Source organism: Marinobacter alkaliphilus, assembly GCF_055394375.1.
In genome coordinates this window covers 2,636,404-2,651,941 of sequence record NZ_AP043751.1, presented here as the reverse complement: position 1 = coordinate 2,651,941, position 15,538 = coordinate 2,636,404, and the positions used below count along the sequence as shown (strand labels likewise).

The 15,538-nt window shown below is 57.5% G+C and carries 12 protein-coding genes; 1 reads left to right on the top strand and 11 read right to left on the bottom strand.

Annotated elements, in window-relative coordinates; genetic code table 11:
- Positions 1–3 precede the first annotated feature (3 nt).
- From lapB to purU, 11 genes are all read right to left on the bottom strand, one after another.
- Positions 4–1,173 (bottom strand): lipopolysaccharide assembly protein LapB, encoded by a 1,170-nt coding sequence (gene lapB / locus ACZ5Q2_RS12080; protein ID WP_432210065.1) that lies wholly within the window; start codon positions 1,171–1,173, stop codon positions 4–6.
- Positions 1,173–1,475: a LapA family protein gene (locus tag ACZ5Q2_RS12075; protein WP_072677098.1), complete on the bottom strand. Its 303-nt coding sequence runs from the start codon at positions 1,473–1,475 to the stop codon at positions 1,173–1,175. Before ACZ5Q2_RS12075 ends, lapB begins: the two co-directional genes overlap by 1 nt.
- Before the next feature lie 70 nt (positions 1,476–1,545).
- Positions 1,546–1,842: an integration host factor subunit beta gene (locus ACZ5Q2_RS12070; RefSeq protein ID WP_058090541.1), complete on the bottom strand. Its 297-nt coding sequence runs from the start codon at positions 1,840–1,842 to the stop codon at positions 1,546–1,548.
- A gap of 133 nt (positions 1,843–1,975) precedes the next feature.
- The gene (rpsA, locus tag ACZ5Q2_RS12065; protein WP_058090540.1) at positions 1,976–3,667 is read right to left on the bottom strand and encodes a 30S ribosomal protein S1; all 1,692 of its coding nucleotides are present in this window, start codon (positions 3,665–3,667) and stop codon (positions 1,976–1,978) included.
- Between the two features lie 131 nt (positions 3,668–3,798).
- Positions 3,799–4,479: a (d)CMP kinase gene (cmk, locus tag ACZ5Q2_RS12060; protein ID WP_319635607.1), complete on the bottom strand. Its 681-nt coding sequence runs from the start codon at positions 4,477–4,479 to the stop codon at positions 3,799–3,801.
- Positions 4,479–6,707 carry a bifunctional prephenate dehydrogenase/3-phosphoshikimate 1-carboxyvinyltransferase gene (locus ACZ5Q2_RS12055; RefSeq protein ID WP_432210066.1) on the bottom strand — a complete coding sequence of 743 codons (2,229 nt, stop codon included), beginning with the start codon at positions 6,705–6,707 and terminating at the stop codon, positions 4,479–4,481. The genes cmk and ACZ5Q2_RS12055 overlap by 1 nt, the downstream gene beginning before the upstream one ends.
- Before the next feature lies 1 nt (position 6,708).
- Positions 6,709–7,833, bottom strand: coding sequence for a histidinol-phosphate transaminase (gene hisC / locus ACZ5Q2_RS12050; RefSeq protein ID WP_432210067.1), 1,125 nt, complete (start codon positions 7,831–7,833; stop codon positions 6,709–6,711).
- 33 nt (positions 7,834–7,866) lie between these two features.
- Positions 7,867–8,964: a prephenate dehydratase gene (gene pheA, locus ACZ5Q2_RS12045; protein WP_432210068.1), complete on the bottom strand. Its 1,098-nt coding sequence runs from the start codon at positions 8,962–8,964 to the stop codon at positions 7,867–7,869.
- A 2-nt stretch (positions 8,965–8,966) separates the two neighbouring features.
- Positions 8,967–10,049 carry a 3-phosphoserine/phosphohydroxythreonine transaminase gene (gene serC / locus ACZ5Q2_RS12040; RefSeq protein WP_432210069.1) on the bottom strand — a complete coding sequence of 361 codons (1,083 nt, stop codon included), beginning with the start codon at positions 10,047–10,049 and terminating at the stop codon, positions 8,967–8,969.
- Positions 10,046–12,619 (bottom strand): DNA gyrase subunit A, encoded by a 2,574-nt coding sequence (gyrA, locus tag ACZ5Q2_RS12035; RefSeq protein WP_138437600.1) that lies wholly within the window; start codon positions 12,617–12,619, stop codon positions 10,046–10,048. Before gyrA ends, serC begins: the two co-directional genes overlap by 4 nt.
- 126 nt (positions 12,620–12,745) lie before the next feature.
- A complete protein-coding gene (gene purU / locus ACZ5Q2_RS12030) occupies positions 12,746–13,600 on the bottom strand; it encodes a formyltetrahydrofolate deformylase (RefSeq protein ID WP_058090533.1) in 855 nt (284 codons plus the stop codon).
- Between the two features lie 230 nt (positions 13,601–13,830).
- On the opposite strand from purU, the gene ggt reads away from it, so the two are divergent.
- A complete protein-coding gene (gene ggt, locus ACZ5Q2_RS12025) occupies positions 13,831–15,504 on the top strand; it encodes a gamma-glutamyltransferase (protein ID WP_432210712.1) in 1,674 nt (557 codons plus the stop codon).
- The last annotated feature ends 34 nt before the right edge of the window (positions 15,505–15,538 follow it).

Below are 15,538 nucleotides of genomic sequence, written 5' to 3'. Positions count from 1 at the left end.
ACATTATTCGGCTTCAACGCCCTGGATGGGACGCACCGTTTCCCACTGCTTACAGCTGGGGCAAAGCCAGTGAAGCTGCTGGCCCGAGAAACCGCAACTGACGCAACGGTAAACCGGCCGGTTGGCGAGAATCAGGTGGCCAATACGGCTGACAAGGCGGCCTTCGTCTGTGGTCATGCCTTTTTCATAGCCGGCCATTTCCACCAGCCGGAGCAGGCCACGAACAGAAGGCCGAATTTCCAGCTCCTGCCGGAGCAGATCAATAGCAGCGGGGCGACCAAAGGACCGCTCCACCGACTCCACCAGTGCCAGCAACAAACTGGTACTCGGATACTGTTCATAGAGTTTGCGGAGTTTTTTGACCAGCCTGCCTACATCACCGTGTTCCCGCTCGAGCTTCATCAGGCGGTCGATGGCCTCCGGACCAAACTCCGGGTTCTGTTCAAACACCTTCAGGCTTTGATTGCCCGCTTCGCGGAAGTTGCCCTGGCGGATCTGCTGTTTCATCAGCAACAAGGTTGCGCGAACACAGGAGTGGTCGTAGTCGAGGGCTTCTTTGGCCAGTTTCTGGGCTGTCCACCGATCGTCTTTGGCCAGGGCCGCATCGGACAACTCGCAGGTAATGTACGCCAGCGTTTTGACCATCGCAGGATCTGCGTCGCTACGGGTAAGGGTCTGTGCCACCTGGCCAGCCTTTTCCCACTCCCGCTCCTGCTGATACAGCTCAATCAAGGCCGTAGCAGCGCGGCGGCCGTACTCCCGGTCCCCCATCAACTGATGCAGCAGGGCTTCCGCCCGGTCGTGGAGGCCCGCATTGAGATAATCCATCGCCAGCTCCAAGGTGACCTGGGGCGTATAGCGCGCCGGCAGTTCGGGCCGGGCCAGCAGGTTTTGGTGGATCAGAATGGCGCGATCGGTTTCGCCCTTATTGCGGAAATGGCTCCCGATAGACAGATGCAGGCTAACGGTATCTTTATTGACGGCCAGGGACTGCACAAAGTTGTCCACAGCCTGGTCAGAGTAGTTGGTAAACAGGAATTGCAGACGGTCGCGAACGGAATCTTCATCGGAAATGGCCCGGGAGCGGCGCTTGCCCTGGCTACCAAACCTGCCGACCACCCAGCCGGCAGCGACCGCCACCGTCAGAAGCAGCCACTGTAGAACTATTTCCATCAAATTGCCCGGTCGTTCTGTGCCCTGGATTTCTCTAATGCGTGCTCAGCACGCTCGAGTCTTTTCTTGAGAGTCCGCCGGGACACCGACGTACGGAATGTGGCAAGCAAGGCAATCAACACCCCCACAAGGGCGCCAATCACAAACGACATGATAATCCAGACGGCAACACCATGGGGCTGCGTTTCAAACAACAGGAAGTTGAGCGAAACGGCCATCTGATTGTTCAGAGAAAACACCAGAGCCAGGAGTATCAGAACCAGAACCAGAACGGTGATTAGGATCTTCTGCAGTCCTGCCATGTCGATATCTCTCCAGACGGGCGCCAGGCCCGATAGTACGGTGTTCCATCAGCATTGCCTGGAACCGGGTTTAAAAACCCTTTTTCAAGCTGTCATTCACCTGTTCACGCAGCTCTTTGCCGGGCTTGAAGTGCGGAACATATTTGGCGGGCAGTTGCACTGCTTCACCGGTTTTCGGGTTACGCCCGGTTCGGGCTGCCCGGTGGTGCAGGGAAAAGCTGCCAAATCCCCTGATTTCAATACGCTGACCATCGGCAAGGGCCTGAGACATATGCTCGATGATGGTCTTAACCGCTAACTCCACATCCTTGACGGAGAGCTGTGTTTGCTTGGAGGCAATCAGTTCAACCAGTTCGGACTTCGTCATGAGGCGTTTCCCTCTGTCATTATTATTCCGCAGTCAATTACCGGGTCCCAGTGCCTCTAGTTTAGCCAAACCAGAAAAAAACACAAAAAAAACGGGCTCTTAGAGCCCGTTTTTTTTGATGCCAACCGGAAAATTAATCCTTATTGGCGTTTTGCTGCTGCATCTGCTCTTTGATCAGATCACCGATGGTGGTCGCACCAGAGGATTCTGCAGTTTTGCTACGTACGTTTTCCAGAGCCTGCTTGTCGTCTTCAACGTCTTTGGACTTGACAGACAGGTTGATTACGCGGTTCTTGCGATCGATGCTGATGATCTTCGCTTCAACTTCTTCGCCTTCTTTCAGAACGTTACGCGCGTCTTCAACGCGGTCACGGCTGATTTCAGAAGCCTTCAGTACCGCCTCAACTTCCTCGTTCAGGGCAATGGTAGCGCCTTTGGCGTCTACTGCAGAAACAGTACCCTTAACGATGGAGCCCTTGTCATTCAGCTGAACGAACTCGGCGAACGGATCGCTTTCCAGTTGCTTGATACCCAGGGAGATGCGCTCGCGCTCTGGATCAACAGACAGGATAACGGTTTCAACTTCGTCGCCTTTCTTGTACTCGCGAACGGCTTCTTCGCCAGTCTCGTTCCAGCTGATGTCAGAGAGGTGAACCAGACCGTCGATGCCACCGTCCAGGCCGATGAAGATACCGAAGTCAGTGATTGACTTGATCTTACCGGAGATACGGTCGCCCTTGTTGAACTTGCCGGAGAAGTCTTCCCACGGGTTGGCAACGCACTGCTTGATGCCCAGGGAAATACGACGACGCTCTTCGTCGATATCCAGAATCATCACTTCAACTTCGTCGCCCACCTGAACAACCTTGGACGGATGGATGTTCTTGTTGGTCCAATCCATTTCGGATACGTGAACCAGACCTTCAACACCCTCTTCCAGCTCGGCAAAGCAGCCGTAGTCGGTCAGATTGGTGACGCGTGCAGTAACCTTGGCACCTTCAGGGTAGCGTGCCTTGATTTCTACCCACGGATCTTCACCCAGCTGCTTCAGACCCAAAGATACGCGGTTACGCTCGCGATCAAACTTCAGGACCTTAACATTGATTTCGTCGCCCACATTCACGATTTCGCTCGGATGCTTGATGCGCTTCCAGGCCATATCGGTGATGTGCAGCAGGCCGTCAACACCGCCCAGATCTACGAACGCGCCGTAGTCGGTCAGGTTCTTGACGATACCCTTGATTTCCAGACCTTCGGTCAGAGTTTCAAGCAGAGCTTCGCGCTGCTCGCTGTTTTCAGCTTCCAGAACGGCGCGGCGGGAAACAACCACGTTGTTACGCTTCTGGTCCAGCTTGATAACCTTGAATTCGAGTTCTTTGTTCTCCAGGTGCGCAGTGTCGCGAACCGGACGAACGTCTACCAGGGAACCCGGCAGGAAGGCACGGATGCCAGCCAGATCAACTGTGAAACCACCTTTGACCTTGCCATTGATAATACCCTTGACCACTTCTTCCGCTTCGAAGGACTTCTCAAGTACCTTCCATGCTTCAGCGCGCTTGGCCTTCTCACGGGACAGACGGGTTTCACCGAAACCGTCTTCAACTGCATCGAGAGCCACATCGACAACGTCGCCGATAGCTACTTCCAACTCGCCTTTTTCGTTCAGGAACTGGGAGGCGGGGATAACACCTTCGGACTTCAGCCCGGCGTTAACGGTGACCCAGTCGTTATCGACGTCTACAACGGTTCCCTGAACAATGGAACCCGGTTGCATATCGATTTCTTTCAAACTTTCTTCGAAAAGATCCGCAAAGCTCTCGCTCATTATGTGCCCTATATGATCAACGCAAGTGTGCTCCGTGCCGCCAGCAACACGGTCTGTTAACGATTTCCGGAATCAGCCAGCGGCTGGCAATTTAGCGCTGTTTCCGGCATTCCAACAACAAAAAGGTGTAGTCAGGCCTGACCTGCTGCGGCCATACACCTGTCTAACACCTCTTCTATACTCAAACCCGTAGAATCAATGACTTGCGCATCATCCGCAGGCTTGAGAGGGGCCGCTGACCGGTTCATGTCCCGATCGTCACGTACCCGTATCTCTTCCAAAAGGGCGTCAATGTTAACATCGACCCCTGCTTGCTTCAACTGATTATAGCGGCGCCGCGCCCGCTCCTCGGCACTGGCGGTCAGGAATATCTTTACCGGCGCATCGGGGAAAACCACCGTCCCCATATCCCGACCATCTGCCACCAGCCCGGGCAGTTGGCGAAAATCCCGCTGGCGTTGCAACAGGGCATCCCGCACTGGCTGTATCACCGCAACCTGTGAGGCATTGTCGCCACAGGTTTCAGTGCGGATTTCCGAGGTTACGTCCTCACCTGCCAGCATCACCTTTACCGGGTGGCCTTCACCGGTGGGCTCGAAAGCCACATCCAGGGTCGCCGCCACCTTTACCAGACCGGCTTCGTCATCCAGGGCCACGCCCTGTCGCATAGCCGCCAATGCCGTCAACCGATAAAGTGCCCCGCTGTCGAGCAGATGCCAGCCCAGTTTCCTGGCCAGCATCTGGGTGATGGTACCTTTACCGGAACCTCCGGGACCATCAACGGCGATTACCGGTGCCTTGCTTTGGGTCATTAAAACTCGCCTTCTGTACTGATTTGGATGCCAGTCTGTTTGGCCAGGTCAACAAAGCCCGGGAACGACGTAGCCACATTTGCACAATCGTTGATGCGGATAGGGCCAGTGGCTCGCAGAGAGGCAACGGCGAACGACATGGAGATCCGGTGGTCCTCATGGCTTTCAACCGTGCCGCCACCAATGGTCTGGCCGCCTTCGATGACAATACCATCCGGTGTAACCGTGGTTTCAACGCCCAGAGCCGCAAGCCCGTCCGCCATGACCTGAATCCGGTCACTCTCTTTTACCCGAAGCTCTTCTGCCCCACGCAACACGGTGCGGCCCTTGGCACAGGTTGCAGCAATAAACAGCACCGGGAATTCGTCGATCGCCAGCGGCACCTGGTCTTCCGGAATATCAATACCGCACAGCTCTGCGGACCGAACGCGCAGGTCAGCCACGGGCTCGCCGCCAATCACCCGCTCTTCGAGCACCTCAATGTTGGCACCCATCTGGCGAAGGATATTGATCACCCCTACCCGTGTCGGGTTCATGCCAACATGGCGCAGGGTCAGGTCGGAATCCGGTGCGATACTCGCCGCCACCAGGAAGAACGCCGCCGAGGAAATATCCGCCGGCACGTCAATGGCGCAAGCTGTCAGCTTGCCACCACCGGTGACGCTGGCTGTGGCTCCATCACGGTGAACGTGGTAACCGAAGCCCTCCAGCATTCGTTCGGTATGGTCACGGGTTGGTGCAGGTTCAGTTACCGACGTCACGCCTTCGGCGTACAGGCCCGCCAGCAGCAGGCAGGACTTGACCTGGGCACTGGCAACCGGCATTTCATAGTGGATACCGGTCAACGGGTTACCGCCGCGGATCCTGAGCGGTGGGCGACCACCCTCGGCGGTATCAATCACCGCACCCATCGCACGCAGCGGGTCGGCAACCCGGCCCATTGGGCGCTTGGACAAGCTGGCATCGCCGGTTAACTCGGAGTCAAACGGCTGCGCCGCCAGCAGGCCAGAGAACAGGCGCATAGCCGTACCGGAGTTACCCAGGTACAGAGGGCCGCGCGGTGCCTGGAGCCCGTGCATACCCACGCCATGAATGCGCACGAAGCCGTCTTCCGGGCCCTCAATGGTTACGCCCATATCCCTGAATGCCTGCAAGGTGGCCAGGCTGTCCTCACCTTCCAGAAAGCCCTTCACCTCGGTAATACCTTCGGCCAGGGCACCCAGCATGATCGACCGGTGCGACATGGATTTGTCACCCGGAACCCGAATGTCACCCCGAACGGAACCGCCGGGCTGCATAGAAAAAATAACCTGCTTGTCGGTATTGTTAGTCACGTAAGCCTGTCCTGAAAGCATCTTCGAAAAATGTTCCCGCGCCGCTTTGGCGCGACTGAAAACCCGCAGCAGGGTTGCACCATCGCCATTGGCAATGGCCGCCCTGAGCTGATCCAGGTCTTGGGTAAAATGATCAATCACGCGCAACACGGCATCGCGGTTTGACAGAAAAATGTCATGCCACATTACCGGATCACTGGCGGCAATGCGGGTGAAGTCCCGGAAGCCACCGGCGGCGTACCGGAAAATGTCCATATTCTCGTCTTCGCCCGCCAGGGTGTCCACCAGGGAAAAAGCAATGAGATGGGGCAAATGACTGGTGGCCGCCAACACTTCATCGTGATACGCCACCGACATGGTCAGGACCGTTGCACCGGTGCCCTCCCACAGAGCTGTTAGCCCTGAAAGCGCCGCCGCATCGGCATCGTCGGCTGGGGTCAGAATGACTTTGTGATTGGCGAACAGGTCCGGGTTGGCCGCCCGGATACCGCTTTTCTCCGAGCCGGCAATCGGATGCCCGGGGATCACTCTTGGCGACAGGCTGCCGAATACGGCTTTAACATCTGCGACGAAACTGGACTTGGTGCTGCCGACATCGGTCAACACTGCGTCATTCGCCAGCCAGGGCCGTATCTGTTCCAGCACCACCCGCGTTGCCCGAACCGGCACGGCCAGGACCACCAGATCACTCCCTCTCACCGCCTGTTCGAGCGTGGCCGCCGCCTGATCAATAACACCGAGGTCCACACCCAGTGCCGCATCTTCCGGCTTTTGATCAAAGCCCACAACAACCCGTGCCAGGTTGTGGTTGCGAATGGCGCTGGCAAGGGAGCCACCGATCAGCCCAAGGCCAATGACAGCAACGCGCTGAAAAAGAGGCTGGTTATCAGCCACCTCAGCCCCCCTGCCCGGCAGCCGCCAGGGACTGGGACAAGGCATCCAGGAATCGCTCGTTTTCCTCTGGGAGCCCCACCGACACCCGCAGGTGAAGCGGCATGCCATAGCCCGCAATCGGGCGAACAATCACACCATGAGACAGCAGCGACTGATAGATTCCCTGGGCCTGATCACCCACTTCAACGGCAATAAAATTACCCGCAGATGGGATATAAGGCAGGCCCATTAATTCAAAGGCTTCAGATAGCTGACGCAGGCCAGCCGCATTCACTTCCCGGGAACGATTCAGATAGGCTTCATCCTGCAAAACCGCCGTGGCCGCCGCAAGGGCGACCGAGTCAACATTAAACGGCTGCCGCACCCGGTTCAGGATATCAGCAATGGCGGGCGAGCTTATGGCATAGCCAACCCGTAACGCTGCCAGGCCCCAGGCTTTGGAGAAGGTGCGACAGACGATCAGGTTCGGATAACGTTCAAGCAGCTTGATGCCATCCGGGTATTCCTCGCCGGTCAGGTACTCGCAGTAGGCTTCATCCAAAACCACCAGCACCCGCTCCGGGATTTTATCCAGAAACGACTCAATGGCTCTGGCGGTATGCACGGTTCCGGTAGGATTGTTGGGGTTGGCCACGAACACCAGCTTGGTGCGTTCGGTCACCGCCGCCGCCATGGCATCCAGATCGTGCCCCCACTCTTTGGCGGGAACCGGCACCCCTTTGGCACCAATGGCCTGGGTAACGATGGGATAAACCGCAAAGGCATATTGGGAAAACACCACTTCACTCTCGGTGTCGGCAAAACAGCGGGCAATCACCTCGAGCACATCATTAGAGCCGTTACCCAAGGTAATCTGATCCATACCCACGCCGAACCGGTTGGCCAGTGCCCGTTTCAGCTCAAAGCCGTTGCCATCAGGGTACAGGCAAAGTTCTTCCAGCGCTTTACGAGCGGCCGCCAGGGCCTTCTCGCTGGGCCCCAGAGGGTTCTCGTTGCTGGCCAGCTTGATGATCTCCGCGGGATTCAACCCCAGTTCCCGGGCAAGCTCCTCAATGGGCTTACCGGGCTGATACGGAGACAGAGCCTGAACACCTTTTACCGCAAGACTCTGGTAATCCACTGCCATTCAACTTTCCTCCCGTTGAGGTCTGTTCAGGAATCAAAGCACGCCGATGGGATAGGAGCCCAGGCGCTTCAGCTCCACGGCTTCCTGGTCGATTTCTGACAACACTTTCTTTACCTGCTCATCTTCCACGTGCCCCTCGAAATCGATGTAGAACACATAGGCCCAGGTACCGCTGGGCGACGGCCGGGTTTCGATGCGAGTCAAGCTGATGCCATGGCGATGGAAAGGCTCCAGCACCGCATACAGGGCGCCAGGTTTGTTGCGCATGGAAACCAGTACGGATGACTTGTCCTGGCCGCTGGCCGGCACCTCTTCGCGCCCGATAATAAGGAAGCGGGTGGTGTTGTCCGGGCGGTCCTCAATGCTGCTGGACAGCTTTTCTAGGCCGTACAGCTCGGCGGCCATATCGCCGGCAATCGCGGCGGAGCCGGGCTCTTCCGCCGCACGGCGGGCCGCTTCCGCATTGCTGGAAACGGTGATGCGCTCAATGCCATAACGGTGTGTATCCAACCACTGGCGGCACTGGGCAAACGACTGCTGATGAGAATAGATGCGGGTAATGTCCTGGTCTTTGTGCTTGGGCGAGACCAGCAAATGATGGTGAATGCGCAACTGCACCTCGCCACAGATTTTCAGCGGCGAGGAAATGAACATATCCAGCGTGTGGTTGACCATGCCTTCAGTGGAGTTTTCCACCGGCACCACGCCGTATTGGGCCGCACAGGATTCCACTTCACGGAACACCGCATCAATGGCTGGCAGCGGAACGCTGATAACGGAATGGCCAAAGTGTTTGAGCGCCGCCGCCTGGGTAAAGGTGCCCAGGGGCCCCAGGAACGCGATGTGCATCGGCTTTTCCAATGCCAGGCAGGCAGACATGATCTCCCGGAACAACCGGGCCATCTCTTCGGCCGCCAGAGGCCCCGGGTTCTGTTCCTTGATACGGCGCAGCACCTGGGCTTCCCGTTCCGGACGGTAGAAGAACACGTCCTCACCAGGATTGGCAGCCATCTTCACATTGGCCACTTCCTGGGCACACTTGGCGCGAGCGCTGATCAACTGCATGATCTGTTGATCAAGGCTGTCTATTTCGTCCCGCAGTTCGCCCAGGCGGGTCTTCTCATCCGTCATGATCAGCCCCGCTCCTTCGCAAATTCCGCCATATAGTCAATCAACGCATCCACGCCCTCTTCCGGCATGGCGTTGTAGATACTGGCGCGCATACCACCCACAGAGCGGTGCCCCTGCAAGTTGAGCAACCGGCGTGCCTCTGCCCCCTTCAGGAACTCACCATTAAGGGCATCGTCTGCCAGGGTAAACGGTACGTTCATCCAGGAGCGGAAGCGGGGCTCAATCGGGTTGGCGTAGAAATCATTGGTGTCGATAAAGTCGTACAGTTTCTTCGCTTTCCGGGCGTTGATCTCGCCCATGGCTTTCACGCCACCCTGCTCTTTCAGCCACTTGAACACCAGGCCAGACAGGTACCAGGAATAGGTGGCCGGGGTGTTGTACATGGAGCCGTTATCCGCGATGACCTGATAGTTCATCATGGTCGGCGTTTCCTTACGAGCCTTACCCAGCAAGTCCTTGCGGATAATGACCACCACCAGGCCCGACGGCCCGATGTTCTTCTGGGCGCCAGCGTAAATCAGCCCGAACTTGTTGATATCCACCGGGCGTGACAGCATGGTGGACGACATATCCGCCACCAGCGGCACCCTGCCGCTGTCCGGAATGAAGTCGTATTCCAGGCCACCGATGGTTTCATTGGGGGTGTAGTGCAGGTAAGCGGCGTCGGCACGGGTGCTCCAGGTTGACTGATCCGGAATGGTGGTAAACCCGCCATCCTCGGAGCTGGCCACCACATTCACGTTACCATAGCGCTTGGCCTCAGCAATGGCCTTTTTGGACCAGATACCGGTGTTCACGTAATCGGCCGAGGACTTGTCACCCAGCAGGTTCAGCGGAATGGTGGAGAACTGACTGGAAGCTCCACCCTGCATGAAGAGTACGGCGTAATCATCTGAAATGCCTGCAAGTTCCCGAAGGTCCTTCTCAGCCGCATCGGCAATGGCCACAAACTCGTCACTACGATGGCTCATTTCCATAACCGACATACCGGTGCCACGCCAATCCAGCATCTCGTCACGAGCCTGCTTCAGCACGGCTTCCGGCAAGGTGGCCGGACCGGCACAGAAATTAAACGCCCTGCTCATTCTTCGGTTTCCTCGCCTTCTACTTCGACGTCGTCGTCATCAGACTCTGCAATACGCTCCACACCCACCAGGCGCTCATCTTCCTGAGACAGGCGAATCAGGCGCACACCCTGGGTGTTGCGGCTGAGCACCGAAACCTCATCAGTGCGGGTACGCACCAGGGTGCCCTTGTCGGAGATCAGCATCATCTCGTCGCCTTCAAACAGCTGAAGCGCCGTCACCAGGTTGCCGTTACGCTCTGAACACTGCATGGCGATAACGCCCTGACTGCCACGGCTGTATGCCGGGAACTCATCAATGGCGGTACGCTTGCCATAGCCGTGCTCACTGGCAGTAAGAATCACACCGCCTTCCTGCGGGATGATCAGGGACACAACATGGTGGCCTTCCGGCATCTTGATACCACGTACACCACGGGCGGTCCGGCTCATCGGGCGTACCTGCTCCTCCTGGAAACGAACGGCTTTGCCCGCAGTGGAAAACAGCATCACTTCGGCGGAACCATCGGTAATGGCCGCGCCAATCAGGGTATCGCCTTCGTCCAGGTTCAAAGCAATCAGACCACTGCTGCGCGGACGGGAGAAGTTCGGCAGCGGGGTTTTCTTGACCACACCGGCAGAGGTGGCCATCAGCACAAACTGATCTTCCGGGTAATCCCGCACCGGCAGGAACGTAGTGATACGTTCATCTTCTTCCAGCGGCAGAATGTTGACCATCGGCCGACCACGGGAACCACGGCTGCCCCGGGGAATCTCGAATACCCGCAACCAATACACTTTGCCACGGTTAGAGAAACACAAAATCGTATCGTGGGAGTTGGCCACCAGCAGCTTCTCGATGAAGTCTTCGTCTTTCATCGAGGTTGCTGCCTTGCCCCGGCCTCCACGGCGTTGGGCCTGGTAATCTTCAACCGCCTGGGTCTTGGCGTAACCGCTGTGGGAAATGGTGACCACCAGGTCTTCTTCATCGATCAGGTCAGCAATCGTCAGGTCGCGCTGCGAACTGGTGATCTCGGTACGGCGCTCGTCACCGAACTCGGCTACCACGGCTTCCAGCTCTTCACGGATGACCTGCATCAGGCGGTCCGGGTCTGCCAGAATTTCCAGCAGGCCGGCGATCTTCTCGAGGATATCCTTGTACTCATTCTGGAGTTTTTCGGTTTCCAGGCCGGTCAGGCGGTGCAGACGCATATCCAGAATGGCCTGGGTCTGCTCCGGAGACAGGTAATAAAGGCCATCGCGCAGGCCGTAGATCTCCGGCAGATCGTCCGGGCGGCAGGCGTCTTCACCGGCACGCTCCAGCATGGCCAGAACATCACCCGGCACCCAGCCCTTGGACATCAGCTTTTCTTTGGCTTCCACAGAGCTCGGTGATGCTTTGATCAGCTCGATCATTTCATCGATGTTGGCCAGGGCAACCGTCAGACCTTCCAGGATATGGCCGCGTTCGCGGGCCTTGCGCAGCTCATAGATGGTCCGGCGCGTCACCACTTCACGGCGGTGGCGAACGAACGCATCGAGCATTTCCTTCAGGTTCAGAATCTTCGGCTCGCCGTTGATCAGCGCCACCATGTTGATACCGAACACGGTTTGCAGCTGAGTGTGGGCAAACAGATTATTCACGATCACTTCGGGGTTTTCACCACGGCGAAGCTCGATCACCACCCGAATGCCTTCCTTGTTGGATTCATCACGCAGCTCCGTGATGCCCTCCAGGCGCTTCTCTTTAACCAGTTCAGCAATCTTTTCAATCAACCGGGCCTTGTTCAGCTGGTAAGGCAGCTCGGTGATGATGATGGCGTCGCGATTGGTTTTCTTGTCGTGCTCAATCTCGTGGCGGGCGCGGATGTAAATGCGGCCACGACCAGTGCGGTAGGCCTCAACGATACCGGCACGGCCGTTAATGATGCCCTGGGTCGGGAAATCCGGACCGGGAATGAATTCCATCAGCTCGTCGATGGACAGGTCTGGATTATCAATCAGCGCCAGACAACCATTGACCACTTCGGTCAGGTTGTGGGGCGGAATATTGGTCGCCATACCCACGGCAATACCGGAAGAACCATTGACCAGCAGGTTCGGTACACGGGTAGGCAGGACTTCCGGAATACGCTCGGTGCCGTCGTAGTTGTCGACGAAATCCACGGTTTCCTTGTCCAGGTCCGCCAGCAGCGAATGGGCAATTTTCTCCATGCGGATTTCGGTGTAACGCATGGCGGCGGCGTTGTCGCCGTCGATGGACCCGAAGTTACCCTGACCATCCACCAGCGGGTATCGTAAGGAGAACGGCTGGGCCATACGAACAATAGTGTCGTAAACGGCTGAATCACCATGGGGGTGATATTTACCGATAACGTCACCCACCACACGGGCGGATTTCTTGTATGCCTTGTTCCAGTCGTTACCCAACTCGGACATGGCGAACAGCACCCGACGGTGCACCGGCTTGAGGCCGTCACGCACGTCTGGCAGAGCCCGGCCGACGATAACGCTCATGGCGTAATCGAGGTAGGACTGCTTCAATTCGTCTTCAATATTGACCGGCAGGATCTCTTTGGCTAACTCACCCATCGAGAAAGGTTCCTTTGCGTTATCTGGAAGTCGTACCGGGGCCGTTTCCGGGCCCCGTCTTTATTCTTCAACAAGCCGCCAAGCATACCACAGTCCACTGCCCCGAGGGGCGACTGTGGCACAGCCTTAATCGAACACTACGGTCTTGTTTTCGTAGGTAATCACGCGGTCTTCGATATGAGACCGAAGGCCGCGGGCCAGCACGTTCTTTTCAACGTCTTTGCCCAGCCGAACCATATCTTCAATGGAATCGCTGTGGCTGATGCGAATCACGTCTTGCTCAATGATCGGACCTTCGTCCAGGTCCTGGGTCACGTAGTGGCAGGTGGCCCCGATCAGCTTCACGCCCCGGCTGTAGGCCTGGTGATACGGGCGCGCCCCGGCAAACGATGGCAGGAAGCTGTGGTGAATGTTGATCACCTTGCCAGCGTACTTTTCGCACAGCTCAGCTGGCAGAATCTGCATGTAACGGGCCAGCACCACCACGTCGGCATCGTACTTCTGGAACAGCTCTTCAATATGAGCAAAAGCCTCTGCCTTGTTTTCCTTGCTGACCGGTATATGGTGATAGGGAATATCGTGCCACTCCACCATCCGGCGCAGGTCATCGTGGTTGGAAATAACCGCCACCATTTCGGCGTTCAGTTCCTTGCTGTGCCAGCGGTGCAGGAGGTCCGCCAGACAGTGTGATTCTTTGCTGCACATCAGGATGACGCGTTTGGGCCGCGCGGAATCGGCAATGTGCCAGCGCATGTTGAATTCGCGGGCAATCGGTTCGAACGCGGCGCGGAACTGATCCAGCCCGAAGGGAATCGACTCAGCCTTGATCTCGTGACGCATGAAGAACCAGCCAGACTGAGTGTCTGAATGGTGGCTCGCCTCGGTAATCCAGCCGTTGTAGGTGGACAGAAAATTACTCACCTTGGCAACAATCCCTACCCGGTCCGGGCAGGAAATAACAAGACGATAGGTATGCTCCATTAAGCCTTTCCTTAACTTGAATCCGGGAAAGCGGGTGCGCCGGAAAACCACAGACATCCGCCTGCGGTGGCGTGCCTGAGCGCACCGGTAAAAATGACCGGCTATGATAGCCTATCTGGCAGCCAGAAACGAGGAATCCAATGACACACAGAGTGATCCACAGCCCCCGACCAAGAATTCCACTGAGGCGCCTGTGGGGCCTGACAACAGCATTGATAGCGTTACTGGCAATGAATGCCGCCTACGCCAGCAATCAGGCCATTCTTGAGGGCGAGCGATTCCACCCGGTTCAGGCCACTCAGGGCATGGTAGCCACCAGTCACACCCTGGCCAGTGAGGTGGCCCTGAAGGTTCTGAAAGACGGCGGCAACGCCATGGATGCCGCGGTCGCCGCCGGTTTTGCTTTGGCGGTAACTCAGCCCCGCTCCGGCAACATCGGTGGTGGCGGCTTTCTTTTATATGCACCCGGTGACGGCGCCGCGCCAGAAGCCATCGACTACCGGGAAACCGCCCCGGCCGGCGCCACGGAAACCATGTTTCAGGATAGCGGGGGCAACGTCATCAACCAGCGCAGCCGGTTCAGTCACCAGGCCGCCGGTGTTCCCGGCACAGTCGCCGGGCTGGCTCTGGCATTGGAGCGACACGGCACTCTCTCGTTGGAAGAGGCACTGGCCCCGGCCATCCGGCTTGCGCAGGACGGCTTTGTCGTTCCCTATCGTTTTACCGAAGGCCTCGAACAAGCCCGGGAGCGCCTGCAACGCTGGCCCGCCACCAAGGCGACCTTTTATAAGGAGGACGGCTCTGCACCGCAACCAGGTGAGCTATTCAGACAACCCGACCTGGCTGACACCCTTAAACGCATCGCAGAGCATGGCCCGGCCGGTTTTTATCAGGGCAAAACGGCCCAACTGATTGTCGAAGAGATGCAACGCCACGACGGTCTGATCACCCTGAACGACCTCAAAGCCTACCAACCAGCCATCCGGCAACCGGTTCATGGCAAGTACCGTGGCTACGACATCTACTCCATGTCACCACCCTCTTCCGGTGGTACCCATATCATCCAGATCCTCAATATCCTGGAGGGCTTCCCTATCTCAGATATGGGCCACAATTCCGCTGCGACCATTCATCATATGGCCGAGGCCATGAAACTGGCCTACGCCGACCGGGCTGAATACCTGGGCGATACCGATTTCGTGGATGTCCCCCTGAACGGGCTGACCAGCAAGGCCTATGCGGCAGAGCTGAGAAAAGGCATCAACCCCAAAAAAGCACGGCCCGCCAGCGACATTAAACCCGGCCAGCCGGCTGCCTTCGAAAGCCCCGAGACAACGCATTTTTCCGTAGTCGACCGCTGGGGCAATGCGGTATCCAACACCTACACCATCAACTTCAGCTATGGGTCCGGCATTACCGTGGCCGGAGCCGGCTTCCTGTTGAACAATGAAATGGACGACTTCAGCGCCAAGCCCGGAGAACCCAACGCCTACGGCCTGATTGGCGGCGAGGCCAACAAGATCGAACCGGGCAAACGCATGCTCAGCTCCATGTCTCCGACCGTGGTGCGCAAAAACAACCGCAACTTCCTGGTAACCGGCAGCCCGGGCGGCTCCCGCATCATCACCACGACCCTGCAGGTTCTGATGAATGTGATAGACCACAACATGAACATCCAGACCGCCGTTGCCGTGCCCCGCATCCACCATCAGTGGCTGCCTGATGAAATCCGCATGGAACAGGGCATCAGCCCAGACACCGTGCGCCTGCTGGAGGCCAAAGGCCATGAGGTCACCACCAGCGCCGCCATGGGCGCTATCCAGAGTATTATGATTGGAGACGATGGCACCCTCTATGGCGGTGCCGATCCACGCCGGAGCACGTCATCGGCGATGGGCTTTTAACCGGGCGGGAATTGACCCGCCTCAGACTGTTTGG

Bases quoted from the DNA above. Each gene is read 5' to 3' on its own strand.
- lapB (WP_432210065.1), bottom strand. From the start codon at position 1,173: ATGGAAATAGTTCTACAGTGGCTGCTTCTGACGGTGGCGGTCGCTGCC.
- ACZ5Q2_RS12075 (WP_072677098.1), bottom strand. From the start codon at position 1,475: ATGGCAGGACTGCAGAAGATCCTAATCACCGTTCTGGTTCTGGTTCTG.
- ACZ5Q2_RS12070 (WP_058090541.1), bottom strand. From the start codon at position 1,842: ATGACGAAGTCCGAACTGGTTGAACTGATTGCCTCCAAGCAAACACAG.
- rpsA (WP_058090540.1), bottom strand. From the start codon at position 3,667: ATGAGCGAGAGCTTTGCGGATCTTTTCGAAGAAAGTTTGAAAGAAATC.
- cmk (WP_319635607.1), bottom strand. From the start codon at position 4,479: ATGACCCAAAGCAAGGCACCGGTAATCGCCGTTGATGGTCCCGGAGGT.
- hisC (WP_432210067.1), bottom strand. From the start codon at position 7,833: ATGGCAGTGGATTACCAGAGTCTTGCGGTAAAAGGTGTTCAGGCTCTG.
- pheA (WP_432210068.1), bottom strand. From the start codon at position 8,964: ATGACGGATGAGAAGACCCGCCTGGGCGAACTGCGGGACGAAATAGAC.
- serC (WP_432210069.1), bottom strand. From the start codon at position 10,049: ATGAGCAGGGCGTTTAATTTCTGTGCCGGTCCGGCCACCTTGCCGGAA.
- gyrA (WP_138437600.1), bottom strand. From the start codon at position 12,619: ATGGGTGAGTTAGCCAAAGAGATCCTGCCGGTCAATATTGAAGACGAA.
- purU (WP_058090533.1), bottom strand. From the start codon at position 13,600: ATGGAGCATACCTATCGTCTTGTTATTTCCTGCCCGGACCGGGTAGGG.
- ggt (WP_432210712.1), top strand. From the start codon at position 13,831: ATGAATGCCGCCTACGCCAGCAATCAGGCCATTCTTGAGGGCGAGCGA.